Annotated in this window: 23 protein-coding genes; 11 read left to right on the top strand and 12 right to left on the bottom strand. The window is 68.3% G+C overall.

The annotated features are described in order from the left end of the window. Positions 1–3: 3 nt before the first annotated feature. The 5 genes from BM417_RS13315 to BM417_RS13335 all read right to left on the bottom strand — a co-directional run bounded on the left by BM417_RS13315 (position 4) and on the right by BM417_RS13335 (position 6,375). The gene (locus BM417_RS13315; RefSeq protein WP_093592368.1) at positions 4–2,478 is read right to left on the bottom strand and encodes an acyl-CoA reductase; all 2,475 of its coding nucleotides are present in this window, start codon (positions 2,476–2,478) and stop codon (positions 4–6) included. Next, positions 2,475–3,611, bottom strand: coding sequence for a LuxE/PaaK family acyltransferase (locus tag BM417_RS13320; protein ID WP_093592370.1), 1,137 nt, complete (start codon positions 3,609–3,611; stop codon positions 2,475–2,477). Before BM417_RS13320 ends, BM417_RS13315 begins: the two co-directional genes overlap by 4 nt. Continuing rightward, positions 3,608–4,735 (bottom strand): GNAT family N-acetyltransferase, encoded by a 1,128-nt coding sequence (locus BM417_RS13325; RefSeq protein ID WP_093592373.1) that lies wholly within the window; start codon positions 4,733–4,735, stop codon positions 3,608–3,610. Before BM417_RS13325 ends, BM417_RS13320 begins: the two co-directional genes overlap by 4 nt. Before the next feature lie 312 nt (positions 4,736–5,047). Next, positions 5,048–5,686: a peptidylprolyl isomerase gene (locus BM417_RS13330; RefSeq protein WP_093593690.1), complete on the bottom strand. Its 639-nt coding sequence runs from the start codon at positions 5,684–5,686 to the stop codon at positions 5,048–5,050. Between the two features lie 26 nt (positions 5,687–5,712). Next, on the bottom strand, positions 5,713–6,375 hold the full coding sequence (locus BM417_RS13335; protein ID WP_093592376.1) for a DUF2306 domain-containing protein: 663 nt from the start codon (positions 6,373–6,375) through the stop codon (positions 5,713–5,715). Positions 6,376–6,505: 130 nt separating this feature from the next. On the opposite strand from BM417_RS13335, the gene BM417_RS13340 reads away from it, so the two are divergent. The 3 genes from BM417_RS13340 (at position 6,506) to BM417_RS13350 (ending at position 8,169) form a co-directional block, all read left to right on the top strand. After that, a complete protein-coding gene (locus BM417_RS13340) occupies positions 6,506–6,925 on the top strand; it encodes a DUF2690 domain-containing protein (protein ID WP_093592378.1) in 420 nt (139 codons plus the stop codon). A 117-nt stretch (positions 6,926–7,042) separates the two neighbouring features. Further along, a complete protein-coding gene (locus BM417_RS13345) occupies positions 7,043–7,291 on the top strand; it encodes an NlpC/P60 family protein (RefSeq protein ID WP_281251320.1) in 249 nt (82 codons plus the stop codon). 11 nt (positions 7,292–7,302) lie between these two features. After that, a complete protein-coding gene (locus tag BM417_RS13350; protein WP_093592384.1) occupies positions 7,303–8,169 on the top strand; it encodes a M23 family metallopeptidase in 867 nt (288 codons plus the stop codon). A 103-nt stretch (positions 8,170–8,272) separates the two neighbouring features. Here BM417_RS13350 and BM417_RS49180 read toward each other — a convergent pair whose 3' ends face one another. Further along, the gene (locus BM417_RS49180) at positions 8,273–8,422 is read right to left on the bottom strand and encodes a hypothetical protein (protein ID WP_245821899.1); all 150 of its coding nucleotides are present in this window, start codon (positions 8,420–8,422) and stop codon (positions 8,273–8,275) included. Positions 8,423–8,552: 130 nt separating this feature from the next. Next, positions 8,553–11,222, bottom strand: coding sequence for an AfsR/SARP family transcriptional regulator (locus BM417_RS13355; protein WP_177320411.1), 2,670 nt, complete (start codon positions 11,220–11,222; stop codon positions 8,553–8,555). 345 nt (positions 11,223–11,567) lie between these two features. Here BM417_RS13355 and BM417_RS13360 point away from each other — a divergent pair, with 345 nt between their 5' ends. From BM417_RS13360 to BM417_RS13370, 3 genes are read left to right on the top strand one after another with little or no spacing between them, the layout of a single operon-like run. Then, positions 11,568–13,697 (top strand): bifunctional diguanylate cyclase/phosphohydrolase, encoded by a 2,130-nt coding sequence (locus tag BM417_RS13360; protein ID WP_245821900.1) that lies wholly within the window; start codon positions 11,568–11,570, stop codon positions 13,695–13,697. A gap of 27 nt (positions 13,698–13,724) precedes the next feature. Continuing rightward, entirely contained in the window at positions 13,725–15,698 is a 1,974-nt protein-coding gene (locus BM417_RS13365; protein ID WP_093592390.1) for an APC family permease, read from the top strand. 57 nt (positions 15,699–15,755) lie between these two features. Beyond that, entirely contained in the window at positions 15,756–17,288 is a 1,533-nt protein-coding gene (locus BM417_RS13370) for a tannase/feruloyl esterase family alpha/beta hydrolase (RefSeq protein ID WP_322788953.1), read from the top strand. Here BM417_RS13370 and pip read toward each other — a convergent pair. From pip to BM417_RS47725, 3 genes are all read right to left on the bottom strand, one after another. After that, positions 17,285–18,232, bottom strand: coding sequence for a prolyl aminopeptidase (gene pip, locus BM417_RS13375; protein WP_093592395.1), 948 nt, complete (start codon positions 18,230–18,232; stop codon positions 17,285–17,287). The two genes, BM417_RS13370 and pip, sit on opposite strands and share 4 nt — an antisense overlap. An 87-nt stretch (positions 18,233–18,319) precedes the next feature. Beyond that, positions 18,320–18,862 carry a DUF305 domain-containing protein gene (locus BM417_RS13380; protein ID WP_093592398.1) on the bottom strand — a complete coding sequence of 181 codons (543 nt, stop codon included), beginning with the start codon at positions 18,860–18,862 and terminating at the stop codon, positions 18,320–18,322. Between the two features lie 76 nt (positions 18,863–18,938). Further along, the gene (locus BM417_RS47725) at positions 18,939–19,412 is read right to left on the bottom strand and encodes a hypothetical protein (RefSeq protein WP_093592401.1); all 474 of its coding nucleotides are present in this window, start codon (positions 19,410–19,412) and stop codon (positions 18,939–18,941) included. Positions 19,413–19,725: 313 nt separating this feature from the next. Here BM417_RS47725 and BM417_RS13390 point away from each other — a divergent pair, with 313 nt between their 5' ends. The 3 genes from BM417_RS13390 (at position 19,726) to BM417_RS13400 (ending at position 22,135) form a co-directional block, all read left to right on the top strand. Next, positions 19,726–20,445 (top strand): lytic polysaccharide monooxygenase, encoded by a 720-nt coding sequence (locus BM417_RS13390; RefSeq protein WP_245821901.1) that lies wholly within the window; start codon positions 19,726–19,728, stop codon positions 20,443–20,445. Positions 20,446–20,449: 4 nt separating this feature from the next. Then, positions 20,450–21,046 carry a DUF305 domain-containing protein gene (locus BM417_RS13395; RefSeq protein WP_093592407.1) on the top strand — a complete coding sequence of 199 codons (597 nt, stop codon included), beginning with the start codon at positions 20,450–20,452 and terminating at the stop codon, positions 21,044–21,046. A 63-nt stretch (positions 21,047–21,109) separates the two neighbouring features. Next, positions 21,110–22,135 carry an FAD-dependent monooxygenase gene (locus tag BM417_RS13400; protein ID WP_093592410.1) on the top strand — a complete coding sequence of 342 codons (1,026 nt, stop codon included), beginning with the start codon at positions 21,110–21,112 and terminating at the stop codon, positions 22,133–22,135. Here BM417_RS13400 and BM417_RS13405 read toward each other — a convergent pair. Together BM417_RS13405 and BM417_RS13410 are read right to left on the bottom strand one after the other, a co-directional pair. After that, positions 22,104–24,701: a BTAD domain-containing putative transcriptional regulator gene (locus BM417_RS13405; protein ID WP_143138632.1), complete on the bottom strand. Its 2,598-nt coding sequence runs from the start codon at positions 24,699–24,701 to the stop codon at positions 22,104–22,106. The genes BM417_RS13400 and BM417_RS13405 overlap by 32 nt on opposite strands. 4 nt (positions 24,702–24,705) lie before the next feature. Beyond that, positions 24,706–25,476, bottom strand: coding sequence for an AraC family transcriptional regulator (locus tag BM417_RS13410; RefSeq protein ID WP_093592416.1), 771 nt, complete (start codon positions 25,474–25,476; stop codon positions 24,706–24,708). A 99-nt stretch (positions 25,477–25,575) separates the two neighbouring features. Here BM417_RS13410 and BM417_RS13415 point away from each other — a divergent pair, with 99 nt between their 5' ends. Then, the gene (locus BM417_RS13415) at positions 25,576–25,974 is read left to right on the top strand and encodes a DUF2000 domain-containing protein (RefSeq protein ID WP_093593696.1); all 399 of its coding nucleotides are present in this window, start codon (positions 25,576–25,578) and stop codon (positions 25,972–25,974) included. A gap of 23 nt (positions 25,975–25,997) precedes the next feature. Further along, on the top strand, positions 25,998–26,576 hold the full coding sequence (locus BM417_RS13420) for a Pr6Pr family membrane protein (protein WP_218164460.1): 579 nt from the start codon (positions 25,998–26,000) through the stop codon (positions 26,574–26,576). Positions 26,577–26,580 lie beyond the last annotated feature (4 nt).

Here is a 26,580-nt window from a genome sequence, read left to right on the forward strand (position 1 = left end):
CGTTCACACACTCCTGCTGCTGCGCTGGTCGACGACCGCGATCAACTTGCCGCTGCTCTTCGTCCGCAGGAAGCCCGCCAGCGGAACGTTCTCCACCCGCACGGTCAGCAACGAGTCCTGCTCGACCGCCTCGGCGACCTCGCCGTACTTCGACAGCAACGTGATGTGGGTGGCGGCAGGTTCGGGTGCGCGGTCGCGTTCCATCCGCACGACGAGCTCCTCGCCGCCGGCGTCCTCGTTCAGTTCGATCTGCAACGCGCCGGCGTAGCTGTACTCGTCCTCCAGGATCGTGAGGAACCGCCGGTAGTTCAACGTCTGCGCGGCGGCCCGGAACACGTCACCGGTGCGCCCCAGCAGCTCGAACCGCGGCGTCTGGCGGCCGCACGGGCAGTCGCCGGGGACCCAGCGGCCGAGGTCGCCGATCTCGTAGCGCTCCAGCCGCTGGCCACGCCGTGTGTGCGTGGTGAAGACCAGCCGGCCGGGCTCGCCGAACGAGACGGGCTGGTCCGTCTCGGGATCGAGGATCTCCAGCGTGTGCAGGCCGGTGAACAGGTGGTGCACCTTGCCGGACGAGGCCTGGCACTGGTAGCCGACCGGGCCCGCGTCGACGGTCGCGTAGGCCGCCGAGCGGATCACCTCGACGCCGAACTCGTCCCGCAGCCGGGCGATGGCCTGCGCGCCGAAGTGCTCGCCCGCGTAGAAGATCTTGCGGATCCCGCCGTACTGCTTCAGCTGGTCACCGTGCTCGGCGAAGAGCCGCTGCACGAACGAAGGCGCGGTCAGCAGCGTGTCGACGCGGTTGTCCACAATGGCCTGGGCGATCGCGTCGAGCTGACCCCACTCACCGCCCATCGGGAACTGCACGGCGTTCATCCGCTCCAGCGCGGAGAAGAAGCTGACGAAGCTCGCGTACATGTGCCCGTTGAAGAACAGGTTCATGATCCGGTCGTGGCGCGGGTCGAGGCCGGTGGCGAGCAACGCCTCGGCGCCCACCCACATCTGCTCGTCCCAGTCCGCCCAGGTGTACGCGGACAACTTGGGGGCGCCGGAGCTGCCGCCACTGCGGAAGTACACGTCCGCCGGACGGTCCTGCAACGTCTCGAAGTCCGACTTCAACGTCACCGGTACCGAAGGCACCGGGAGCTGCCGCGACTCGGCCAGGTCGTCCAGCGAGGCGTCCGCGGCGAACCTGTCGTCGAGCTGCACGGACACCCGGTTGCTGTAGCGCTGCAACGCGTAGACGCCGTCGTGCGGTTCGCCGCTGTAGCCGCCGAGCATCGAACCCGGCGTGGTGATCCGCTGCACGCCGACCGAGACGAACGAACGCGCCAGTGCGGCGGTGTCCGGCCGGTCCGCCGCGAGACCGACGGTCTGCAGGTAGCGGCGCATCGGTCGCAGCACGGAGGTGATCTGCTTGCGCGGCAACGGCTTCACCCACACCGTCCGGTACAGCGGCGAGGTGCGCAACGCGGAACGGACGTCCGCCAGCACGCGCCAGTGGTCACCGGTGTGCACCTTCGTGAGCCTGAGGTGCTCTTCGAGTTGCGTGACGACGACGGTGTTCGTGATCTCCGCCCATTCGGCCTGCGACGGCTCACGGGTCGGGGGGCCGGTCAACTCCAGCACGGAGGCGAACCGCTCGGCGAACGCGAAGACCTCGGCCGGGTCCTCGGTGTCGAGGTAGATCACCTGCGGGCTTGAGCACGCCTGCTGCTCCAGCTGGCACACGTCCGCCGCCAGCGCGTGCAGAGTGTCCACATCGGACCACGAGTCGCCGGTCAGGTAGGCGAAGGACAGCTTCGGGCCCCAGTCGATCACCCGCGTGCCGGGCCTGACCAGCTCGGTGACGCCGGTGATCGCCTCCTCGCCACCCCAGACCGCGACGGCGTCGGCGGCGCCGAGCATGCGCGACATCCAGTCGGTGAGCGAAGAGGAGAAGTGCAGCACGACGAGCCGCGCGGCGATCTGGCCGGTCTGGTCGTGCGCGGCCAGCGAAGCGAGCACCTCGGCGGTGAACCCCGAGTCGTCCGACGCGACCTTGATGACGTTGAGGTTGCCGGAGAGCAGGCCCTCGACGGCGCTCAGCACGCCGGCGACCGGTGCGTTGCCCGCCGTCACGTGGGCGAGCAGCCCGAGCGGCACCCAGGCCTCGTAGACAGGCGCGCGGAAGTCGAAGCGGACCATCCGCGCCGGGTCGAGGTTGCCGAGCTCGCGCTTGAGCTTGCGTTCCAACGAAACACGGCTCAGCGCGTGCCGCAGCGCCTCCAGCGTCTCGTCGATCTCCACCTCGTCGAGGCCCCACGAGACCAGCGACGCGCGGTGCTGTTCCAGGTCCAGCTTCTCGGCGGCGGCGAGCACGACGAGCGGGTTCAGGCGCGGCCCGGTGATGACCTGCTGGGTGAGGTCGTCCAACGTGTCCAGCCGCAACGCGACAGCGTCGTCGTCGATCCACTCGCCCTGCCAGAGATGCCGGTTCATGCCTTGCCCTTCAAGAGTTCTGCTGCGGCGATGGCGCAGGATCGGTTGCGGGAGACGCCGGCGCGGCCGAGGATCTCGAACCACGGGGTCTCGTTGCCGCAACCGCACTCCTCAGGTGCGTGCAGTGCGGCCAGGTCGCCCATCAACACGCTCTGCGCGGGCGCCGAGGTGATGTACGGGGACACGAACTGGATGTAGCCGGACTCGCCGTACGGCAACGGTTCCAGCGTCCGGACGTCCCGAACGATCGCACGTGACCACGTCGGCACGTGCAGGTTGTGGTGCGGGCACTCGACGTACGGCACCGAGTGCTCGACAGAGCCATAGCTGTCGCGGATCCGCGCGTCCGGGATGCCGAGCATGTCCGTGACCTTCGACCGCAGCTCGGACTTGGAGATCTGCTTGTCCGCGTTGCCCTTCCAGCCGCCGCCGAACCACACCATCGAACGCTCGTTGAGCCGCAACGGTTCCACGCCCATCGCGCGCATGCGGTCGATGGTGAAGCTCAGGAACGCCGGGAACCCGAAGATCCGCACCGGCCGGCCGCTGTCCGCGAACCTCTGCAGCGCGCGGATGCTGCCGAACGCGTCGAACTCGTGTCCGGTGCCGGTGTGCGCGAGGCCGTAGTCGACGGACTCCACGGGCGCGAAGTCGGTCATGAACTGCCCGGTGAACGAGCTGCCCAGCTTCACGTTCGGCGTCGGCTGGTTGAGGTTGATCAGGTAGTGCGCCGGCTCGGCGTCGATGAACCCGTTGTGGTCGTAGATCCGCGCGACCATCCGCTGGCCCGCGCGCAACGTCCAGGCGTCCCAGAACATCTGCGACTTCTGCCCAGTCGTGCCGGACGAGGTGGCGTGCACGACGACCTCGTCGCGCGGCACCGACAGCACCTCGTGCATCTTGAAGAAGTTGGCGTGCACGAACGGCTGGTCGGTGATGTCCTTGAGCGGCTTGCCGTTCCACAGGCTGCGGAAGAACTCGTTGCGCTGGGCGTGCCAGCGGTTCGACTCGTTCATGGCTTCCAGGAACAGGTCCGTGTCGCTGTGGTCGTACGGCGCCGCGATGTCGCACAGCGCCTGGACGGCACCGAGCGAGGGGTCCGGCACCGTTGCCGGTCCGAGGTGCGGGTTCATGCTCGAAAGACTCCGTTGGTGTTGAGGAACTTCTGCGTCCACAGCTCGATGTACTGCTCGGTGAAGGGCCGGAACGCCTCGTCGATCGCGAGGCCGCGGAAGTCCGGCGGCTGCGGCGTGTGCACCATGACGACGTAGTCGTGGTAGACGTCGCCGTCCTTGCGCATCGCCGGGTACAGCGCCACCGGCAGGAAACCGAAGGCCAGCAACGCACTCAGCTCGTCGAACTCGTGCAACGGCACCAGCGTCTCGACGTGCGGCGCGCCCAGGCCGGCCAGCGTGTCGATCACGCCACCGAGGTGCGGGAGGAGTGCCTGGGGACTGGGTGTGGCACCGAAGATCGTGCAGTAACCGTCGTGACGGTTGAGGTGCCCGTAGATCTGGTACTCGCCCTGCTCGTCGGCCAGCAGCACGTTCGGCTTGTGCAACGGGTAGAACCGCCGCGCCGGGTCGTTGATCGTGTGCTCGAAGTGCCGCTGCACGAACTGCGGCGCCTCGACGACCTCCAGCCGTGACACCTCACCGGCTCCGAAAGCGGTGTCCTCCACGAACTCCGGCAACGTCGGCAGACCGACCAGAGCGTGCGTAGCGGTGACGAGCCTCCGAAGGCTTGCGGGCACCTTGTGCACCTCGGCCCGCTGCTCCAGGACACCGTCGCGGTGCTTGGCCAGCAACGTCATCGTCTCGCGCTTGGCGTGCTTGAACAGGTTCGGCACGAGCCCGAGCGGGTGGAACCCGTTGCGCAGACACACTCTCTGCGGCGCGAGGTGGATCGTGCGCGCGGTGCCGTAGACCGAGTCGACGTCGCCGCTCGCGAGCATGTGCCCGGTGATCTGCCCGACGGCGTGGTGCGCGATGCCGCCGCCCTGAGCGCCTGGATCCACGACCAGCCCGGCGATCTTGCCGAGGCGGTCCGCGCTCTCGACGTGCCCGGTGATCGAGGCGACGACCTGGCCGTCGCGGCGCCACACCAGCCACGTGGTGTGCGCGGCCTCGATCTCGGACGCCATGACGTCGGGGTCGGTGCCCATCGCGATCGGGTAGTTCGCGCCGTGTGCCCGCCGGTAGAGCTTCAGCAGATCGTCGACGTCGTCGAGTCGAGCCGGCTCGAACTCGGGTGCCACTCCTGTGCCTCCTCAAATAACCGAAAATCAGGCTACTGGCTGGTACAGCCGCCATTCAGGTGACGGAAGCGCGGGAGCTGCGGAATTGATTCCTGAGGGCGAGCGGGATCACATCAACTATCAAATCGCCCTTAATTGTCGATGGTTCATCTGGGTTAATATGCGCTGGTAGAAGCTGTGACGGAGATCGCGTACCGGATTTTCGCCTTTCGGTAACATGTCAACACGCCGCGCTCTCGTGACGCTATTCCGGCGCCAAACGCAAAGTAGTCGCCGTTTCAACGAAACGGCGACTACCTGGAAAACGGGCAACTAGTGGGCGAGCACGTGCACGATCTTGACCGGCTTCTTCGGCGCGCCGTCCAGCAGGCCGTCCGGCTGCGGCACGATCCCTGCCTTCACGATCCGGTCGAGCGTGTCCATGCCGTAGGTGACGTGGCCCATCACCGTGTAGTTCGGCGCGATGTTGGCGAACGAGTGCACGATGAAGAACTCGCTGCCGTTCGTGCCCGGCCCCTGGTTCCCGTACGCGATCGTGCCGCGCGGGTAGGTCTCCTTGCCGGTCACCTCGTCGGCGAACCGATAACCGGGCCCGCCCTCCTCGGCGCGGTAGATGTCGCCGCACTGGAGCACGCCCAGGCGCGTGGTGTCGGTCAGCCGCCAGCACTGCGACATCGTGTAGAACCAGCTCCGCGCCAGGTGGGCGAAGTTCTCCACGCCGCACGGGGCGTTGGCGCGGTCGAGGTCCGCGATGACCACGCCGTAGTTCGTCACGATGGTGACCTTCACCGTCCCGCGGGCGGGCACGACGGCGCTGGGCGGCTGGACCGGGCGGGCGGCCGGGTTGTCCGGCGTCGGGATGAACTCGCAGCGCGCCGTGGGCGTGGCCGGCGCGGCGGACGCGACGGGGGCGAGGACGACCATCATCAAGACAGCGAGCAGTAGCCTCATGAGTGCCGACCGTAGCCGCCAGAACGTCACACGGGAACGGTTTCACGCTGCTCGACCGGGGCCTGACGACGGCGAGGCCTGCGTTCCAACCACCACTGCGAGAGCAGCAGCGGGATCGTCCACCCTGCCCACGTCGAGATCCCGGCGATCGTGTGCGGCAGCTCCGACTCGGGGACGCGGTCGGCGAAGGCGAGGAAGCCGATCACGCCCCAGATCCGGTTCGTGATGATCGAGACGGTCAGCGCGAAGCTGCGGATCATCCACTTGCGGTGGTCGCGGAACCGGCGCTGCCGGGCCGCGCGCCACGCCAGCCACGTGAACGTCAGCCACAGCACCGACAGCACGAGGGTGCTGACCATCGCCACCGGGCCGAACGGGGTCATGTAGCCGATGACCAGGCCGGAGAGTCCGGCAGGCAACACACCGGCGAACACGTAGACACGGCCGATGCGGCGGTGCCACGTGGGGAAGCGGCCACGGAACCACGGCCAGATCTGCACCACACACGTGAGGATGGCGATCGACGCGCAGGCGACGTGCACGACGAGCAAGGGGTAGTGCGGTCCCCAGTCCGACTGCACGCGTGCCTGTAGACGATCACCGGTCAGATACGGCGGCAGCGAGAACGCCACGAACGCCACCACCACGAACGCCAACGGTCCCACCCAGGGCTTGCGCAACCACGTCATGGCGCCACCATGGCCACCTCCGCTGACCGATCGCGCACCGCTCACTGACGTGCCCTTCTGACACCTCGCTGACATCTGACGGGGTGTAGCTGTCAGGTCGCTGTGAGCGCTGCTCAGCAGGGTCAGCGCCATGAAGCCGACAGCCCTGATCGCCGCGGCCGCGTTCACGCTCATCATGGCGCCGGACGCGCAGGCGGCGTCCTGCGGCGGGCGCGGATGCAACGACAAGGACCCGGTGTCCGCCGGATGCGGCAGCGGTTCCACGACGGCCGACACCGCGCCGATGTACGCGGGCGGTACGGCGGAGCTGCGCTGGTCGCCCGGCTGCAGGACGAACTGGGTGCGGATCTCGAACTACTCGGGTGGCGACTCGGCTCTGCGCATCACGGTCTGGTCGAGCAGCGACCACGTCGGCTTCGTCGCGGCCGGAACGCCCGGAAACCACTGGGGAAACATGGTTTACGCGCCCGGCTGCGCCCGCGGCGAGGTGCTCTACGTCGACTCCGGCGGCGTGCACCGCACCGCCCGTCTCGCGTCGAGCGCTTGCTGAGGGGGCGCGCCATGACCGGCTACATCACCGACTGACCTTCCCGCATCTAAGAAAGATCCACTACAACCGGCTCGGTCACGACTGCTCGGGCCTCACGCTGTACGCGCCGGCCTCGACATCGGTGCCTGGACCGGTGCGCAGAACACCAAGGGCCGCGCGGTGGCCATCGGCTCTCGCCTGCCGGGCGACCTCGTCTTCCGGGGCCGCTCCGACAACGACCCCGATCCCACCGCGCACGTCGCCATCTGTCTGGGCGGCAACAAGATCCTGGAGGCCTCGCCGCCGCGCAACGGGCAGAGCATCCGGATCAGTGATCTCCACAACCACGGCACGCCGTACTCCAAGGTCCGTCGAATCTTCGGTTGAGTGAGGAAGTCATGAACATCAAGAGAATGTTGTCCGCGATCGCCGGGCTGGCGGTGGGCGTCGGCGTGCTGGTGATCGGCGGCCCGCAGGCGTCGGCCGCGACCAACTGGCAGATGCCGTTCCCGTGTGGACAGACGTGGACGGGCCAGACCCGCGGCCCGAATGACCCGCGCCCGCACAACCCTCTGGCGGCCATCGACTTCAGCCGCGCCGACGCCCAGGGTGACGTGGTCGTCGCGTCCGCGGCCGGCAAGGTCAGCAAGGTCCGCAACGAGGGCAACGCCAGCTACGGCCGGTGGATCGAGATCGACCACGGCAGCGGCTGGACCACCCGCTACGCCCACCTCTCCGCGCAGAGCGTCTCGGTCGGCCAGAGCGTCTCGCAGGGCCAGAAGATCGGCAACGTCGGCAACACCGGCAACTCGGACGGCGCGCACCTGCACTTCGAGCAGCTCAAGGGCGGTACCCCGCAGCGTGTCGTGATGAACGGCTCGCAGGCGCTGTACTACGGCTTGAAGAGCTACAAGAGCAACAACTGCGGCGGCGGTGGCTCCACCAACCCGTACACGCCGGAAGAGGCCTGCGGCGACGGCTACAAGGTCATCGACGGCGCGAACGTCACGGGTGCCCGCGTCTCCCTGCTGTACAACGCCTCCAACGGGTACAACTGCGTGGTCGCGATCAAGACCACCAAGATCGGTACCGCCTCCGACGTCGGCGCCTTCCTGGAAGTGCAGGGCGCGGCGCGGACGACCGACCGGGACGAGTACGGCTACTACGCCGGTCCGGTCAAGAAGAAGGCCCCCGGCAAGTGCGTCAAGTGGGGCGGCATGGTCGGTTCTTCCAGCTACACCAGCGGTTTCGAACACTGCGACTGATTCTCTCCGGGTTCCTTGCTCAGCGTGTTGTTCGGCACGGCTCCGGCGAACGCGGCGACGGCCCGCGACGGAGTCTGCGAGGCAGGGGAGTTCTGCCTCTACTTCAACAGTGACCAGCAGGGTTCGGTGTCAAGAGCGCCGGCAACGGCCAGGGCGTCTGCGTGAAGAACAACGCGGCCGCCGTCTGAAATCGCATGGGCAGCACGGTCACCGTGTTCTTCAACAGCGGGTACGGCGGCACCAGCCGGGCCATCGGGGCGCCAACCTCAAGGCAGGGTTGAAGTCCGAGGGCTGGCGCACCTACACCGCCGGTGGCGGCGTGACGGGTGGTCACTACGACCACGTCCACGTCTCGATGCAGAACCCCTATGGCGACTGACCAGCTAGCTGATCAGGCTGTCCAACAGGTTGTCCCGACGCAGACCGGGTGTGCCGAGCAGTTCGGCCGCCCGGTCCGCGTGCCTTTCCAGCCCTGCCTTGGCGAGCACGAGACGTGCGACGCCCTCGCCGTAACGGTCGCCGCGAGCACTCGTGATCTCCAGACAGCGTTCGGCGTCCTTTGTGGCCGGTGCGGGCCTCCCCGCGGCCAGCAGCACTTCCGCGCGGCACAGCAACGCCTGCCACTCGTCGTTGTGCTCACCCGTCACCCGGCACAGGCCGATGCACTCGCTCAACGCGGCCTCGGCCTCGTCCAGCCGCCCGAGCTTGAACAGCGCCTGCCCCTGCGACGCCAGCGCGTAGGCCGTTCCGGCCTCGTCCACGTGCTCACGGGCGTACTGGAGGCTCTGCACGGCGGTGTCCAGCGCCTGCTCGTACCGTCCGGCCACCTGGTGCACCTGGGCCAGTGCGGACAACGGAACCCGTTGCGCGCCAGCAGGTCCGTACTCCTCGGTGAGTTCGATCGCCTGCGCGAGGGTCTGCGAGGCCTGCTCCAGCTCACCCAGCTCGCGCTGGATCGTGCCGATCCCGGCGAGCGCGCGGCCCTGTCCGAACGGGTCGTCGGCGCGCGCCTCCAGCACCTCCTCCAGCTGCGCGCGGGCGGTCTCGAACGAGCCGATCCTGCGATTCGCGGCCGACCGCACCAGAAGCGCCGTCTGCAACGCGGCCGAGCTGCCGATCGTGCGGGCCGCCTGGTCCGCGATCTGGCCCAGTTCGACGAGGTCCGCGACCCTGTCCTGTTTGAACAGATGCGGGTAGAGCATGTGCGCGATCGCCAGCGCGTGGTCGGCCAGCACCGGTTCGGCCACCGCGGAACGTGCTGCCGCCAGCAGGTTCTCGGCCTCGTCGGTCAGCCACCGCAACGGCTCGTCGATGTCCCCGGCGGCGGAGTACGTCAGCGCGCCATAAGCGTGCGGCCGCAGCTTCTTCAACGCCGCGGCCAGTGTTTCGCGGTAGTGCGTGAGCGCACGGGCGAGAGCGTCGTGCTTCTCGTCGTTCACGTGCTCGGCGCCGAACAACCGCAGCAGGTCGTGCACCCGGTACTGCTCCGGCCCGCACGGCTCCACGAGTTTGGCGTCCACCAACGGATCCAGCGCGCGGTCCACGTCGTCCTGCCCGAGCAGCGCCTGGGCCACCGGCTCGCTGACGGTAGGCACGTTCAGGCAGCACAACAGGGTGAACGCCCTGGTCGAGACGGCGTTGAGGCCCTCGAAGCTCAGGTGGAAGCTCGACCGCACGCCGAGGTCGTCGAAGTTCAGCTCGTCCAGCCGATGACGCTGGTCCGCGAGCCGTTTCGCCAGCGTCGCGGTCGTCCAGTCCGGCCGCGACCGCAGCCGCGCTGCCGCGATCGTGAGGGCCAGCGGCAGGTAGTCGCAGGCCTTCGCGACCTGTTCCGCGGCCGGGCCGTCGTCGCCCAGCAACCGCACCGCGTCGTCTGGCGGCAACGGGTCGAGCCGGACGTGCCGGGCGCTCAGCGTGGCCAGCATCCGGCGGCTGGTGATCAGCACGGCGGAACCCGGTTCGCCGGGTAGCAGCGGGCCGACCTGCGCGGCGTCCACCGCGTTGTCCAGCAGCACCAGCACTTTGCGCCTGGCCAGCGTCGACCGGTACAGCGCGGCGGCCTCGGAGGTGTCCGTCGGCACGGCCAGCGGAGGGGTGCCCAAAGCGCGCAGGAACCGCCTGATCACCTCGGCGGGGGAGAGCGGCGAACGGCCCGGTGTGGCGCCGTGCAGGTCCACGTACAGCTGTCCGTCCGGGAAACGTTCGGCCATCGCGTGCGCGGCGGCGGTGGCGAGCGCGCTCTTGCCCTGCCCGCCCGGCCCGTGCACGGCGATCACGGTGTCGGAAGCACCTGTGATCAGCTCGATCTCCGCACGGCGCCCCACGAACGGGTCGGGGGTGGCGGGCAGTTCGCGCGGCACGGAGGGGATGTCGCCCTGGAGGATCGCGGCGTGCAGGTCCTTGAGCTCCTGGCCGGGATCGAGCCCGAGCTCCTCGGCCAGGAGCCGGCGGCCCTCGTCGTACGTCCTGAGCGCGTCCGCCTGCCGTCCGCCGCGGTGCAGGGCCACCATCAACGCGCCGCGCAGCCGTTCCCTGGTCGGGTGTTCGGTGACGTACCTGCTCAGCTCTCCGATGATCTCGTGGTGCCGGCCGTTCCTGATCGCCTTGTCGACCCGGCGCTCGACCGCCCCGAGCCGTTCCTCCTCGAGCTGGTTCGCGAGCTGGGTGTTCGTGGTCAGCTCGGCCAGCGCCGGTCCGCGCCAGTGCGCCAGCGCCTCGTCGGGGTCCTGGGCGTCGCGGAAGAGCTGGAGGTCGAGCGAACGATCGGGGACGTCGAGCCGATAGCCCTGCCGCGACCACTCCAGCGACACCCCGGGGAGGTCCTTCAGCGCCCTCCTGAGCTGCGAGACGTGCACCTGCACGGCCTTGCGCGCGCTGGCGGGCGGATCGCCGTCCCAGAGGATCGACATGAGGTGGTCGACGCTGACGGTCTGACCGGTGTGCAGGAGCAGCAGCACCAGGACCTGCTGTGGCTGGCCAGCGGGAATGCGGACGTTTCGCTGCCCGTGTGTGACGAGCAGCGGCCCAAGCACCCCGAACCGAACGTCGTCCACGGTTCTCACGATAGTCCGTTGATCGCCGCTCTCACGCCTCCACAACGAGCAACGGTCAACGACGAAGGTCGGGTGGAACCTGCTTACCGACCAACAGGTCGGAAATATCGGTGGCACAAGGTGCGCGAATCACGGCCAAGCAGGGAAAAGTCGTGCGAAAATCGATCGGGGACCACCCGCGGGTACGGATCGGCGACACCCGAGATCAACGCGGAAAGCACAACCGTGATTTGCGGTAGCGTCGTATTAGTGGGTCACCTCATTGGAGTAACGACGGTGCCGCGATCATCCCAAGTCGGGCATCATCACGTGGCTCGACCAAAGTCGTAGAACGAGGGGTCTCGTGTGACCATCTTCCGTACCGGCCACACCGGGGCGTGGTGGATGTACCTGGTGGCGGGTCACCTGCTGCTGGGCGTCTACTACCTGATTCCGGTCAGTCCCGCGGGGACAACGGGGCAAACGGTACGGGTGGTGCTCTACTGCACGATCAGCGCGTCGGCCGCCATCGCGACATTCGCCGGTGTCAAGCGCAACCGCCCCCAATGGCGGCGGCCATGGGTGTTCCTCGCACTCAGCCAGGTCGTTTACGCGATCGCCGACCTCACGTTCTACGCATCGCACTACATCTTCGAGTACACGGTTTACCCGTCGTACGCGGACATCTTCTACCTGGGCCATTACCCGTTGATGGTCGCGGGTGTGATCCTGCTGATCCGCCGCCGCACCCCCGGACTCGACCTGCCGAGCCTGCTCGACGCCGCCGTTCTCGCGGTCGTCGCGGGCATGGCGTCGTGGCTCTACGTGATCGGCCCGCAGGCCCGTCTCACCTCACCGGTCCTGGTGAAGATCGCCTCGCTCGGCTACCCGATGATGGACCTGGCGCTGTTCGTGGTGGCGCTGCGACTGATCTTCGGGGCAGGACCCAGGCCGCGCGCGTTCGTCCTGCTGACGGCCAACCTGCTGGGCATCCTGACCGCGGACACGATCTACGTGCTCCAGCGCCTGGACGGCAGCTACCACGCGGGCAACTTCCTCGACGCCATCTGGTTGTCGGCGAACCTGTGCATGGGCGCGGCGGCGTTGCACCCGACGATGGCGCGGCTCGTCGACCGCGCGCACGTCAAGGACGTCGGCCTGAGCCGCGGCCGGATCATCGCGCTGTGCTCGGCCGCTCTCGCCGCGCCGGTGCTGATGCTGGTGCACGACGTCGGCCAGTCGTCGCAGGACGTCCTGGTGATCGCCGCGGGCAGCGCGCTGCTGTCGTTGCTCATCATCGCGAGGCTCGCGGGGCTCGTCGCGGACCAGCGCAAACTCGCGATCACCGACAGCCTCACCGGCCTGCACACGCGCAGGTTCTTCGAAGCCCAGCTGCCGTTGGAGATCTCCCGCGCGCGGCGCAACGACGGATCCGTCGCGGTGTTCATCATCGACGTCGACCGCTTCAAGTCCATCAACGACAACTACGGCCATCCCGCAGGCGACGACGTGCTGATGGAGGTCGCGGCACGGCTGCGCGCGGCTTCCCGATCCGGTGAAGTCCTCGCTCGTTACGGTGGCGAGGAATTCGCGCTGCTCGTCCCGGAAGCCGGTCCCGGCCGGTTGTCCGTGATCGCGAACCGGTTGCGCGAACGCGTGGCGGAGAAGCCGATCCCGGTCAACGCGGGCAACGACGACATCCCGCTGTCCGTCACGGTCTCGGTCGGCTCGGCGAGCTTTCCGACGCACGGCGACGGTCCCGACGACATCGTGGTCATCGCGGACCGCGCTCTGTACGCGGCGAAAGCGGCCGGACGCAACAGGATCGCGGTCGGCCCCGAGCCGTTGCCCGCGGTCGACCCGGACACCGACGGCGCGATGGCGGAGTTCCTCTGCCAGGTCGCGGACAGGGTGGACGGCTGGCTGCACCGCTACGACCACAGCCGTTCGGTGTCGCGCTGGGCCGGTGTGGCGGCGGGGGAGTTCGGACTCGACGCGCCGACGACGAGGGTCGCGCAGCTCGCCGGTCGCCTGCACGACATCGGCAAGGTCATCATCCCCGAGGTCGTGCTGACCAAGCCCGGCGCTCTGTCCGAAGAGGAATGGCGGTTGCTGCGCCAGCACCCCGACTTCGGCTACCGGCTCGCGCGGATGGTGCCGGGGTTCGCGGGCGTGGCGCACGTGATCAGGCAGCAGCACGAACGCTACGACGGCACCGGCTACCCGGACGGGCTGCGCGGCGCGGACATCCGTGCGGAAGCAAGGATCCTGTCCGTCTGCGTGGCGTGGGCCGCGATGCGGTCGAATCGTCCACATCAAACCGCGCTGGACGAGAACCGGGCGCGGCGGGAACTCTGGGCCGGACGGGGCGAGCAGTTCGATCCGGACGTCGTGGACATGTTCCTCGATCTGCACACGCAGGGCAGCATCGGAATGTTGCGTCCGTCCGGATTGTCCGTTCAGGAGGCTGGTTTTCCGGCCGAGTTCAGGCCTTGATCATCTGACAGTGGCATGCTCTGCGCCATGAGCACGGAGTTCGCCATCCCCGCCGAGGTCCCCAGCCCGGAACGGCCGGCACCGCCCGGCGGCCCTCTGGGCAGGTGGCTGCTCGCGGACCGCGTGGCGCCGTCCGGTCCGGAGAGCCAGGAGTCGCACGCCAAGCCGCACGCGTGGTGGAAGGTCATGACGCTCACCGGCGTCGACTACTTCTCCACGCTGTCGTACCTGCCCGGCATCGCCGCTCTGGCCGCCGGCGCGTTGTCCCCGCTGGCGACGCTGCTCATCGTGGCCCTGACGCTGCTCGGCATGCTGCCGATGTACCGGCGGGTGGCGCGGGAGAGTCCGAACGGCCAGGGCTCCGTGGCGATGCTGGAGGACCTGCTGCCGTTCTGGCGCGGCAAGGTCTTCGTGCTGGTGCTGCTGGGGTTCGTGGCGACGTCGTGGATCATCACGATCACGCTGTCCGCGGCCGACGCCTCGGTGCACGCGCTGGAGAACCCGTACGTGCCGGAGTCTCTGCACGGCGCCGAGCTCTGGCTGACGATCGTGCTGCTGCTGATCCTCGGCGGCGTGTTCCTGATGGGCTTCAGCGAGGCCGTGGGCGTCGCGATCCCGTTGGTGGTGGTGTTCCTCGCGCTGAACGCCGTCGTGGCCGTGGTGGGCCTCGTGGACGTCTTCGCGACGCCGGACGCCCTTGATCGCTGGATCTCGGCTCTGGGCTCGTACGGTGACGGGTTCTTCGGCGTCATCGGCCCGGCGATTCTGGCGTTTCCGCTGCTGGTGCTCGGTCTGTCCGGGTTCGAGACCGGCGTGAGCATGATGCCGCTGGTCGCGGCGGACGGGAAGACGCCGGAGGAACGCCTGGAGAGCCGGGTGCGCAACACCCGCAAGCTGCTGACGACCGCCGCGTTGATCATGTCGGTGTACCTGGTCGCGACGTCGTTCATCACCACCGTGCTGGTGCCGCAGGAGAAGTTCGCGGCCGGTGGGCCCGCGAACGGCCGTGCGCTGGCCTACCTCGCGCACGAGCTGCTCGGCGAGGCGTTCGGCACGGTCTACGACATCAGCAGCATCCTGATCCTGTGGTTCGCTGGTGCCTCGGCGATGGCCGGTCTGATCAACATCGTGCCGCGCTACCTGCCTTCCTACGGCATGGCGCCGGAATGGGGACGCGCCGTCCGTCCCGTCGTGATCGTCTACACGCTCATCTGCATCATCATCACGATCATCTTCAAGGCCGACGTGAACGCGCAGGCCGGTGCCTACGCCACCGGAATCCTGGCGATGATGGTCTCCGGATCGTTCGCGGTGACGGTGTCCGCGTGGCGCAAGAGGCAGCGGGGCGCGGGGATCGGCTTCACCGTGCTGACGCTGGTGCTGCTGTACGCGTTGGTGGAGAACGTGATCGAGAAGCCGGACGGCATCACCATCTCGTTCGGCTTCATCCTCGGCATCGTGGTGATCTCGCTGGTGTCGCGGATCTCCCGCACGACGGAGCTGCGCGTCGACAAGATCAAGTTCGACGACGACGCGCGGAGGTTCGTCACCGACACGATCGAGAACGACGGGCGCATCACGTTGATCGCGAACCGCCGCCAGGCCGGTGACAAGTCCGAGTACGACGAGAAAGAGGCCGAACAGCGCGGGATCAACCCGGTGCCGGGCACGGCGGACGTGATCTTCCTGGAGATCGACATCGTCGACCCGTCGGCGTTCAGCCACGTGTTGTGCGTGACCGGCATCGAGATCGACGGTCACCGCGTCCTGCGCGCCTCCGCTCCCGCCGCGCCGAACGCGATCGCGGCGATCCTGCTGGCGTTGCGCGACTCGACCGGCGTGATCCCGCACGCGCACTTCGAGTGGTCGGAGGGCAACCCGCTGGGGCACCTCTTCCGCTACCTGATCCTCGGCCGCGGCGATACGCCTCCGGTCGTACGGGAGATCATCCGCTCGGCTGAATCGGATCCGACTCGACGGCCACGCGTGCACGTCGGTTAGCTGGAAGACTCCCTCTGTACGTCCGACTACAGGGGGAAGGACGCCATGTTCCGAAAGTTGTTGGTACCACTCATCGTTCTGGGAACGGTCGCGGCGGGGATCGCTCCCGCCGCCGCCGTCACCGGAACGCGGCCGGTGCGTTCGTGCGCCGATCTGGTGCGCTCGTTCGACGTGCCGGACGCCCGCACTCGGGTCACGTCGGCGGCAGTTGTCACCGGCACCACGGAGTTCTGCGATGTGCGCGGCACGATCGAACCGAACGTCGGCTTCCAGCTGAAGCTGCCGACCCGCGGCTACCAGGGCCGCTACCTCCAGTACGGATGTGGCGGATTCTGTGGAGCCATCGGCGATCCGGCCTTTCCGTCCGGCTGCGGTCCCGCCTTCGGTGACGCCGCGGTGGCGGCCACGGACGACGGTCACCAGGCCTCGCCGGAGAACCCGTTCGACACCACCTGGGCGATCAGCGACCAGAAGGCCCGCGACGACTACTTCTTCCGCGCGCCACACGCGTTGTCGAAGGTGTCCAAGCACATCATTTCGGTGTTCTACGGCAAGGCACCGGTGAAGTCGTACTTCAGCGGTTGCTCCAACGGCGGCCGCGAGGGCCTGCTGCTGGCCCAGCGCTACCCGCGCGACTTCGACGGAATCATCGCGGCCGCGCCGGCCGCCCACTACAGCGGGCTGATCGGCTACCAGGCGTGGATCGCGCGCAACACCATCCCGAACGACAAGCTGTTCGTGCTGCACGCCGCGGTGATGAACGCCTGTGACGGCCTGGACGGCCTGGTGGACGGGCAGATCGACGACCCGCGGCTGTGCGGGTTCGATCCCGGAACGCTGTCCGGTCAGCTGACCGACGACGAGATCGCCCGCGTCCGTCGCCTCTACGCGGGCCCGTCCGATCACGGCGTCCGGCTCTACCCCGGTGGCCAGCCGTACGGCTCGGAGATCTCGTGGACGTTCTGGCTCAACCCGTCACCGGGCCTGGGCAGGGGCATCGCCGCCGAGCTCGCGGACAACGGCCTGAAGCACCTCGTCTACCCGATCGGCAAGCCGCACTCGTCGCTGGAGTCCTTCGAGTTCACCGTGCGCGAGTTCCGGCGCGTGGTGCCCGAGACCGTGAAGGCGAACGCGCTTTCGCTGGACCTGCGAGCGTTCCAGCGGGCCGGGGGCAAGCTGATCATCTGGCACGGTGCCGGAGATCAGGGCATCCCGTTCGAGGGCACGCTCGACTACTGGCAGCGCCTGACCGGCGGCAGGAACCCTTCCTGGGCAAGGCTGTTCGTCGTGCCGTCGATGTGGCACTGCGACGGCGGCGACACCCTGACCGGCTTCGACCCGTTCCGCGCGCTCGTGTCGTGGGTCGAAGGCGGCCAGGCGCCGACCCGGATCATCGCCGAGGGGCGTGACCAGGAGGGCAACGTCGTGCGCACCCGTCCGGTGTTCCCGTATCCGTTGCGCGCCAAGTACGACGGGTCGGGCTCGGTGGACGACGCCGCGAACTTCGTCGCGGCACCGGGATTCGGGTTCCAGGATCGGATCCGGTGGGCCGGTGAGGACCTCTACCGGTCCGGACCCGTCGCGCCCTAGCGGAACTTCTCGATGGCGGCGGTGATGGCCTTGTCCATGCTGTTGCCCTCCATGATGACGTGGCCGGCGTCGTTCAGGATGACCAGTTCGGCGTCGGGCCACCTCTTCGCCACCTCCCACGCGGTGTGCAGCGGTCCGCCGAAGTCGTTGCGGCCGTGGATGAGCACACCGGGGATGCCCTTGAGCCTGTCCAGGTTGTCGAAGACGTGGTTCGGCTCGAGGAACGCCTCGTTGCCCCAGTAGTGGGTCACGGTCCGCGCGAGGCGGTAGCGCGTGACGGGGTCGGCGTACCTCGTGCCCTCGAAGTCGTTGTCGCCGCCGGTGATCGTGGACAGGTCCCACTTGCTCCAGTCCCAGGCTGCCTTCTCCCTGACCGCCGGGTCCGGTGAGTTGAGGAGCCTGTTGTAGGCCAGGGCCAGGTTGCCGTCGCGGTCCTCTTCCGGGACGCCGTCGCGGAACGCGTCGAAGTAGTCGGGGAAGAACATGCCGAGGCCGCGGGTGATCCACGCGTGCTCTTCGGGGCGGGAGGTGGTCACCGCCGGGATGATGATCTCGCTGACCCTGCTCGGGTGCTGGATGGCGTAGGCGAGGATCAGGGTCGAACCCCAGGAACCGCCGGCCAGCAACCACTTCTCGATCTTCAGGTGTTCGCGGAGCTTCTCGGCGTCGTCGATCAGGTGCTGGGTGGTGTTGTGCTCCATGCTGGTCGCCGGGTCCGCGACCGACGGGGTGCTCCTGCCGGAGCCGCGCTGGTCCCACAGGATCAGGTTCCAGTGATCCGGATCGAAGTCCTCGCGCCAGCGGGGATGCGAGCCGGATCCTGGGCCGCCGTGGAACACGCACGCCGGTTTGCCGGCGGGATTGCCGCTGGCCTCCCAGTGGACGAGCTGGCCGTCTCCTACGTCAAGCATGCCCTGGGCGTAGGGCTCCACCTGTGGATACATGGGGGCGAGGGTATTGCGGATACGCCGACACGCCCACTGCCTTTACGGCTGCGGACGTGTGTGTGGCGCGCTCGTCCTGTTGCGGTGTCAGGACTTCTGCTTGGCGGCGATCTGGTCCAGCACCTCGGTCTGCGACACGATGATCTTCCCGGCCAGCGCCTTCGAGCCGATGTGCTCGCCCTTGGCCTGGGCGGTCTTCGCCATGTCCACGCCACTGCGGAGGTGGCGGGAGAGGGTCGCGAGGAAGAGGTCGTCGTACTGCTTGCCGGTGGCGGCCTTGAGCGCCTCGACGTCCTTGACGGTCATCATGCCCGCCATCTTGTGCGTGGCGTTGGCGTCGTTACCGGGCACCTGGATGTTCCAGCTGCGCAGGTAGGTGGCCATCTGCTCGATCTCGCCGGTCTCGGCGTTGGCGATCTTGTCCGCCACGTTGATCACGAAGTCGTCCTTGGACTTCTGCATGGCAACCTTGGCGATCTCGATCGTCTGGTGGTGGTGCGGGATCATCTGCAACGAGAACGTCGCGTCCGCCTCGTTGGCCGCTGGTTCGCCTGGGCTGCTGCCGCCGACCGATGAACAGCCCGTCAGCGCAAGCAGTCCCAGCACGATGATGAGCAGACGCGCTCGCATGAAGCCTCCCGTCTCGCGGTTCCCTGACGAGGGATACGGGTGGCCGAAGTGTCCGGTTCAGCGAAAGTTTCGCAACCTAAGTGGTTCGATGCAGTTCGAGCGCTGTCAGCACGCCCTGGACCACGTCGGGGTGGCCCAGCGTAAGCGGCGCCGGAGTGTCGTTCGTGTGGTGGATGACGTGCGCGAACGGCACGTCCACGGCGACCTCGGGGTCGACCAGCAGGACCGAGCGCACGAGGTCCGAGTGGGCGGCCACCAGTTCGATGACGTCCGCCGCGATCGGTCCGCTGGCGACCACGTCCAGCACGGCCCTGGTGTCGTCGCGGTGCCTGGTCAGCACTGTGTCCACTGTGGACTTCCAGCTCGGTGCGGCGGGAACCCGCAGCCACGCGATTCGCAGGTACTCGGTCAGCGGTCGCCAGGTCGCGGGGATCTCGTTGTGGACGGCTTCTCCGGCTGGATCGATCACGAGGACCGTGGGGGCGCCGACGGGTCCGTCGGCGACGACGCCGGGACCGGCCGCCCTGCTGGGCTCGTCGAATTCGCGCATGTCACCGGGTTACCCAGTGAACGGGAGTTCGTACCAGTGAGCTGACTGGTCCGGTCCTGTGACCCGAATGGCCGAGTCAGGACCACCTGCTCGCGTGGACTTGTTGGCAGGTAGCGGTTTTTCTTTCGTGTCCGGTGATTGCTTGACCACTTTCCGAAAGCCGGTTTATGGTCTAGACCACAGACCGAAACTGGATCGGTGAGCGACATCCAGAGCGCTCCCGGTTCCCGCCCCCTGCCTACGGGTCCACCCCGTTTGGGAACGATCCAAGGAGTTCGGACGAATGAAACTCATGCGTAAAGCAGCCCTTCTCATGGCTGCTGTCCCCGCCATCGTGCTCATCACACCGGTCGGTTCGGCCAGCGCGCACGGCTACGTGTCGTCGCCGGCCAGCCGTTCGGCGCAGTGCGCCAGGGGAGACATCTCCGTCGACCTCTGCGGTCAGGCGAAGTACGAGCCGCAGAGTGCCGAGGGCCCCAAGGGCCTGAGGAACTGCAGCGGCGGCAACAAGGACTTCGGCCCTCTCGACAACGACGGCCTGCCCTGGAAGGTCACCAACACCGGTCAGACCCTGTCTCTGACCTGGACCTTCACCGCTCGCCACGCCACGCGCGACTACGAGTACTTCATCGGTGGCACGCGCGTCGGTTACGTCGCCGGCAACAACCAGCAGCCGAACAACCCGACCACGCACACGATCAACCTCGGCGGGTTCTCCGGTCGCCAGAAGCTGTTCGCCATCTGGAACATCGGCGACACGGTGAACGCGTTCTACTCGTGCATCGACCTCAACATCAACGGTGGCGGCACGACTCCGCCGCCCACCACCACGACGACCACTCCTCCGCCCACCACGACGACCAGCAGCACCACGACGCCCCCGCCCGCCGGTGGTACGTGGGCGGCGAACACGTCGTACGCGACCGGGCAGACCGTCACCTACGGCGGTTCGACCTACCGGTGCCGTCAGGCGCACACCTCGCTGACCGGCTGGGAACCGCCGAACGTGGCGGCCCTGTGGGAGAAGATCTGATCCGATGAAGCGCCTGGTGATCGCGGTCGCGATCCTGGCGCTGGCGGGGTGCGGCGGAGAGGCGGTCGTGCCGGCGGGCCAAGAGGCTCACGGGCACGGCGCGTCCTCCGCCGCACCACCCGTTCCGGGTGCCAGTGCGAGGTTCAACGACGCGGACGTGACGTTCGTGCAGATGATGGTGGACCACCTGCAACTCGGCGTCAGCCTCTCGCAGGTGGGGCTGGCGAAGGCGACCAGCAAGGAGGCGAAGGACCTCGCGGGCGCGATCGACGTGACCCAGCGCGAGGAGCTCACGATGCTCAAGTCGTGGCTGAAGCTCTGGAACAAGCCGGAGGGCGACGGCGCCAACCTGCACACCGCCCACGGCGGTCAGCCGCTGCTCGACGACAAGGTCATCAACGAGACCAAGGACAAGAGCGGAGCGGAGTTCGACCAGCTCTTCCTCAACCTGATGGCCGGGCATCAGGGAGCGGGCGTGGAGATGGCCCTCACCGAGAAGAAGGACGGCATGAACCCGGAGACGACGGCCTACGCCGAACGCGTGGTCACCTCCCGGCAGGGCCAGATCGCGCAGATGCTGAAGATCATCGGCGGAGCCTAGGACCGGCCCGGCCGTCAGCGGATCGGCAGCGTTCGGTCAGCGGACCGGCGTTGCATCCCGAGCATGGACGTACTGATCTCGGGAGCGGGAATCGCCGGGCCCGCTCTCGCGCACTGGCTGAGGCACTTCGGTTTCTCCCCGGTGGTGGTGGTGGAGCGGGCGCCGTCGCTGCGTGACGGTGGCCAGGCGGTGGACTTCCGCGGCGAGGCGCACCTGTCCGTGCTCAGGCGGATGGGCGTGCTCGACGCGGTGCTGGCCGCACAGACCACGCCGCGCGACATGGTGTTCCGCGGCGTCGACGGACGTGAGCGGGCACGGCTGCCCGCCTCGTTCACCGCCGGGGACGTGGAGATCCTCCGCGGCGACCTGTCGCGCCTGTTGTACGAACTGACCGCTTCCGACGTGGAGTACGTGTTCGGCGACTGGATCACGTCACTGCACGATGACGGTGACGGCGTGGACGTGACGTTCGCGCACGGGGCGCCAAGACGGTTCGACTTCGTGATCGGCGCGGACGGGATGAGGTCCGGCGTGCGGCGGCTGGTCTTCCCGCAGTACCGGCCGAAGTTCCAGGGCTACTACTTCGCGATCTGGGACGCGGAGGGCGACGACCGGGACCTGACCTGCTCACCGGGCGTGCTGACCTCGCCGGGGTGGCTGATGTACAAGTCGCCGGTCCCTCCCGACCTGATGCCGGACGAGGTGGTGGCGAAGGGCGTCTACTTCGACTCCATCAGCCAGGTGCGAATGCCGACGGTGAGTTCCGGGCGGGTCACCTTGATCGGCGACGCCGGATACGGATCCACGTTGGGCGGCATGGGAACCGGGCTCGCGGTCGTCTCCGCCTACGTCCTCGCGGGGGAGATGGCGGCGGGAGGTGACGCCTTCGCCCGGTACGAGGCGCTGATCGGGCCGTACGCCCGCGGCAGCCAGGGCAATCCGGGGCCGTTCCTCGCGCCCGGCAGCAGGCTCGGGATGTGGGTGCGGGACCGGATGTTCGCGCTGCTGCCGAAGATGCCGATGTTCGCGCGGATGGATCTCCGGGCGGCCACCGCGATCACGCTCCCCGAGTACGCCACAGTTCGCTGAGCGCCTCGTCCACGTGTTGCTTGGCGGCCGTGTGCATCCACCCGAACCCGAGCTCCTGCTGGGCCTCCAGCAGGAGCTCCTCGGCACGTGCGGGATCGCCCCTGCGTTGGGCGATCTTGGCGAGACCCGCGTTCGCGAGCGCTCGGGTGGCGGACAGCCCTGCCTGCGCCGCCATCTCCAACGCCTGGAGGTAGTCGCGTTCGGCCTCGTCGTCGTCGAGGTCGAGCAGCCGGTCGGCTCGGCGGGCCCGCAGCTCGGCCAGTTCCTCGACGGCACCCAGTTCGGCGACGGCGTGCAGAGCCTGGTCGGTCAGGGCGAGGGCTTCGCGGGGGTCCTCGGTGAGGGTGGCCAGCACGTCCAGGACCTGGGCCGAACCCCACCGTTCGCCGAGCTCCTGGAAACGTCGCAGCGCCGCGCGGGCCTGCCGGAGCGCCTCCGCGCGGTCGTGGTTCAGCGTCCAGCCGGTGTAGGCGTTGCTGAAGGCGATCAGGCCCTGGATCCACGGGTCCTCGCTGCGCTCGACCTCGTCCTGCAACGGGGTGCGCGGGGCCGTGGGGTCGGGCGGGCCCGTGAGCATGGCCCAGGCGATGAGCACGAACGGCTGTCTGATCGGGCCGGTCAGCTCGCGCAGCTTGTCCTGCACGAGCTGTGGAGCGGCCAGCGCCAGCAGGATCACGTACTCCTCTGTGGACTCCTCCGGCACCCGGTCGAGGAGTTTCCTGGCCGTGCCCTGGATCTCCGTGCGGCTGCCCTTCAGGTACCAGTACCAGGCGAGGGCGCTGATGAGCCGCAGGGCCTCGGCCGGTGAGTGTTCGGTGGTCCACTCGAGGGCCTGCATCAGGTTCGCGTGCTCTGCCCTCAGCCGGGTGAACCACCGCACCTGATCCCGTTGGCGCAGCTCGGGATCCGCGCTGCGGGCCAGCTCCTGGAAGTACGCGGCGTGCTCGGCGTCGACGCGCTTGTGCTGCGAGCAGAACTCGCGGATGGTCTCCAGCATCCGGTAACGGCCGTCGGCGGCCTCCACCAAGGACTTGTCCACCAACGCGTCCAGCACCTCGATGTCGTGCCGGCCGACCTCCTCGACGGCCTCCAGGGTCGCCCCGCCGCTGAACGTCGCCAGGCACGCGGCCAGGTCGCGTTCGTCCTCGGACAGCAGGTCCCAGGACCACTCGACGACCGCGCGCAGGGTCTGGTGCCGGGGTGCGGCGGCACGGTTTCCCTTGGTGAGCAGGCGGAAGCGGTCGTTCAGGCGGTCGGCGATCTCCTCGGTGGTCAGCGTGCGGGTGCGCGCCGCGGCCAGTTCGATCGCCAACGGCAGGCCGTCCAGTTCCCGGCAGATGTCGATGGTGTGCTGGTCGCGCACGAACGCGGGGTTGACCAGGCGGGCGCGGTCGGCGAACAGCGCCACGCTCTGCTCGGGGTTCAGCGGCGGCACCGGGCACAGCGTCTCGCCGGTGATGCCGAGCGCCTCCCGGCTCGTGGCGAGGATGCGCAACGACGGGCACGTGCTGAGCAGATGCCCGGCCAGCTGGGCGGCCTGGACGATCAGGTGCTCGCAGTTGTCCAGGATCAGCAACGTGTCGCGCTCGCGCAGGGCCAGCGTCAGGCGGTCTTCCGGCTCCAGCACGGTTTCCTTGAGCCCCAACGCCTGCAGGGTCGCCGCCGCGACGTCCTTGGCCGGTGCCAGGTCCACGAAGATCGCCCCGGGACCGGCGGCCTGGAGCGCGAGCCTGGTCTTGCCCGCGCCACCGGGTCCGGTGAGGGTGACGAGACGGGCGGACAGTGCGGCGATCCGCGAGAGTTCTTCCTGCCTGCCGACGAAGTTCGTCAGCTGGGCGGGCAGCTCGCGGTGGGTCTGGCCGCGCAGGACCTGGAGGTGCACGGCACGCAGTTCGGGGGACGGATCGGTGCCCAGCTCGTCGGCCAGCACGGCGCGCGCGTCCTCGAACGCCTGCAACGCCTCGGCTTGACGGCCCTGCTGGTTCAGCGCCTGCATCAGGTAGCCGCGCAGGCGTTCGTCCAACGGGCTCTGCCGCACCTGGTCCTGGATCTCCTGAACGTCGGCCTTGCCGAGCCGGATCCGTGCGGCGATCAGCGAGCCCGCGGCGGCGGAGCGTTGCTCTTCCAAGCGGGTCGCGTGGTCTGCCAGCGGAACGTCGGCGAGCGCGGGACCACGCCAGAGCTGAAGTGCCTCGGACAACAGGGATTCGGCCGCCTGCGAGTCGCCCTGCTCCAACGCCCGCCGGCCATCCGTCGCCAGCGCGACGAACCGATGCGCGTCGACCTGGGAGGCGGGCAGTGCCAGGCGATACCCGGCGGGGTGGAACTCGATCAGCGACGTGTCACCGAGCGCCCGGCGCAGGCGCGAGACCTGACCCTGCAAGGCGTTCGCGGCATCCGTCGGCGGCTCGGAGCCGTAGAGCTCGTCGACCAGACGGTCGAGCGGGACGATTTCCCCCACCCGGACGGCCAGCAGCGCCAGCAGAGTGCGCGGCCGTGGGCCACCTACCGCGATCTTGCCGTCGGGAGAGTGCGCTTCAACTGGCCCGAGGATGCCGATGTGCACGGTGTCAGCGTACGAAGCGCCCGGGACTCGTACCCAGCACACGGCGAAAGTGCCGCGTGAGATGCGACTGGTCGTGGAACCCCGCCAGCACCGCCACCTCCGCCGCGGGCCGTCCCTCGACCAGATAGCCGCGGGCGAGATCCACTCGGCGCCCGGTCAGATAGCGGTGCGGCGGCAGCCCGAACCGGCGGCTGAACGCCCGCACCAGGTGGGTCGGGCTGGTCTGCAACTCCCGCGCGGCCGCGTTCAGGGTCATCCCGTCCGGAAGGGAGGCGTCCAGCAGCTGCCGCAACCGGTCGGCGAGCGTCGGATCCGCGTGCACGACGGGCGCGGTGCCGGCGAAGTGGTGCGTGAGGCGTTCGGTGATCAACGCCAGCCTGCTCGCCGCCTCGAACGGCTCGTCCAGCGTCAGGTGCAGCTGGTGGATTCGTTGGCGCAGCAGTGGATCGGGCAGCATCGGCGTGTCGACGGCCTTGCCGATCAGGTCGGACGGCAGCACCGAGTCGTCCAGGTACAGCACTCGCTTGTGGAACCCGGTCGGGTACGCGGAACGGCCGTCGTGCGGCACGTGCGGCGGCAACAGCGTGACGCCGTCCACGAGTGCGCCGTGCTCGTGACGGTCCAGTTCGTACCGCACGGCCCCGGTGTCGAGCACCATCAACGTCCACGCGTCATGCGTGTGCGCTGGGTAGACGTGCGTGGTGAAGGAGGCGTGGAAGACCTCTCGCACGCCCTCGATGGCCGGCCGCCAGGCCGAGCTCCGCTCAAGCCCCATCTGTACTGGTCACTCGTTTCGAACACAGCTTCCAGGCCGTGACGCTCATGTCAGAAACGTACAAGACGGCAAACGCCGGTGCCCGCGATCGTGGAGTCCATGTTCGACACCAAGATCGCTGTGTTGCTGCGGGACGACCTGGCCGGCTGGCAGGCGCTGAACGTCACCGCCTTCCTCGTCAGCGGGCTGCCCGAGACGTTGCGCGGCGAGCCCTACATCGACGCCGACGACGTGCACTACCTGCCGATGTTCGGCCAGCCCGTAGTGGTCTTGCAGGGCGACCAGGACCTGCTCAAGAAGGCCCACGAACGCGCCCTGAACCGCAACCAGGCCATGACGATCTTCACCGCCGACCTGTTCGCCACCGGTAACGACGACGACAACCGGGCCGCCGTCCGCAAGGTGCACACCCAGGACCTCGACCTGGTCGGCATCGCGGTGCACGGTCAGAAGAACGCCGTCGACAAGATCTTCAAGGGCGCCCGGATGCACCCCTGACGAAACCGAGTTCTAATGCGTGCGTGATCAAGCTGCTCCGGATGGCCGTGTTCCTGCTGGTTCTTTCGGCAGAGGTGTACCTGGTGGTCGTGCTGGGCGACAGGTTCCAGCCGGCCAACCACTTCAGCTACTTCACGGTGCTGTCGAACGTCTTCGCGGCCGTCGTGGCGTTGCTCGGCGTGTTCAGCCCGGTGTCGCCGCAGATCAGGGGCGCGGCCGTGCTCTACATGGGCACAACGGGAATCGTGTACTGGCTGCTGCTGCGGGGCATCGACGTGCAGACGCCCGCCTACGCGAACTGGGTGCTGCACACCGTCGTCCCGATCCTCGTGGTCGTGGAGTGGCTGCTCGCGCCCGAGAAGACCCGGCGGTGGTGGATCTGGCTGTCGTTCCCGCTCGCCTACCTGGTGTACACGCTGGTCAGGGGCCCGATCGTGGGCTGGTACCCCTACCCGTTCATGGATCCGCGTCAGAACGGCTACGGCGAAGTGCTCCTGACCTGCGTGTTCGTCGCGGTGGTGTTCGGCGTGCTGGCTTTCGCGGTCTCCTGGGCCGGGAACAAATTGGCCCAGAAACGCAGCTTGTCCTTGTCCCACGACTAGGGCC

The organism is Lentzea waywayandensis (assembly GCF_900115955.1).
Taxonomy (GTDB): Bacteria; Actinomycetota; Actinomycetes; order Mycobacteriales; family Pseudonocardiaceae; genus Lentzea; species Lentzea waywayandensis.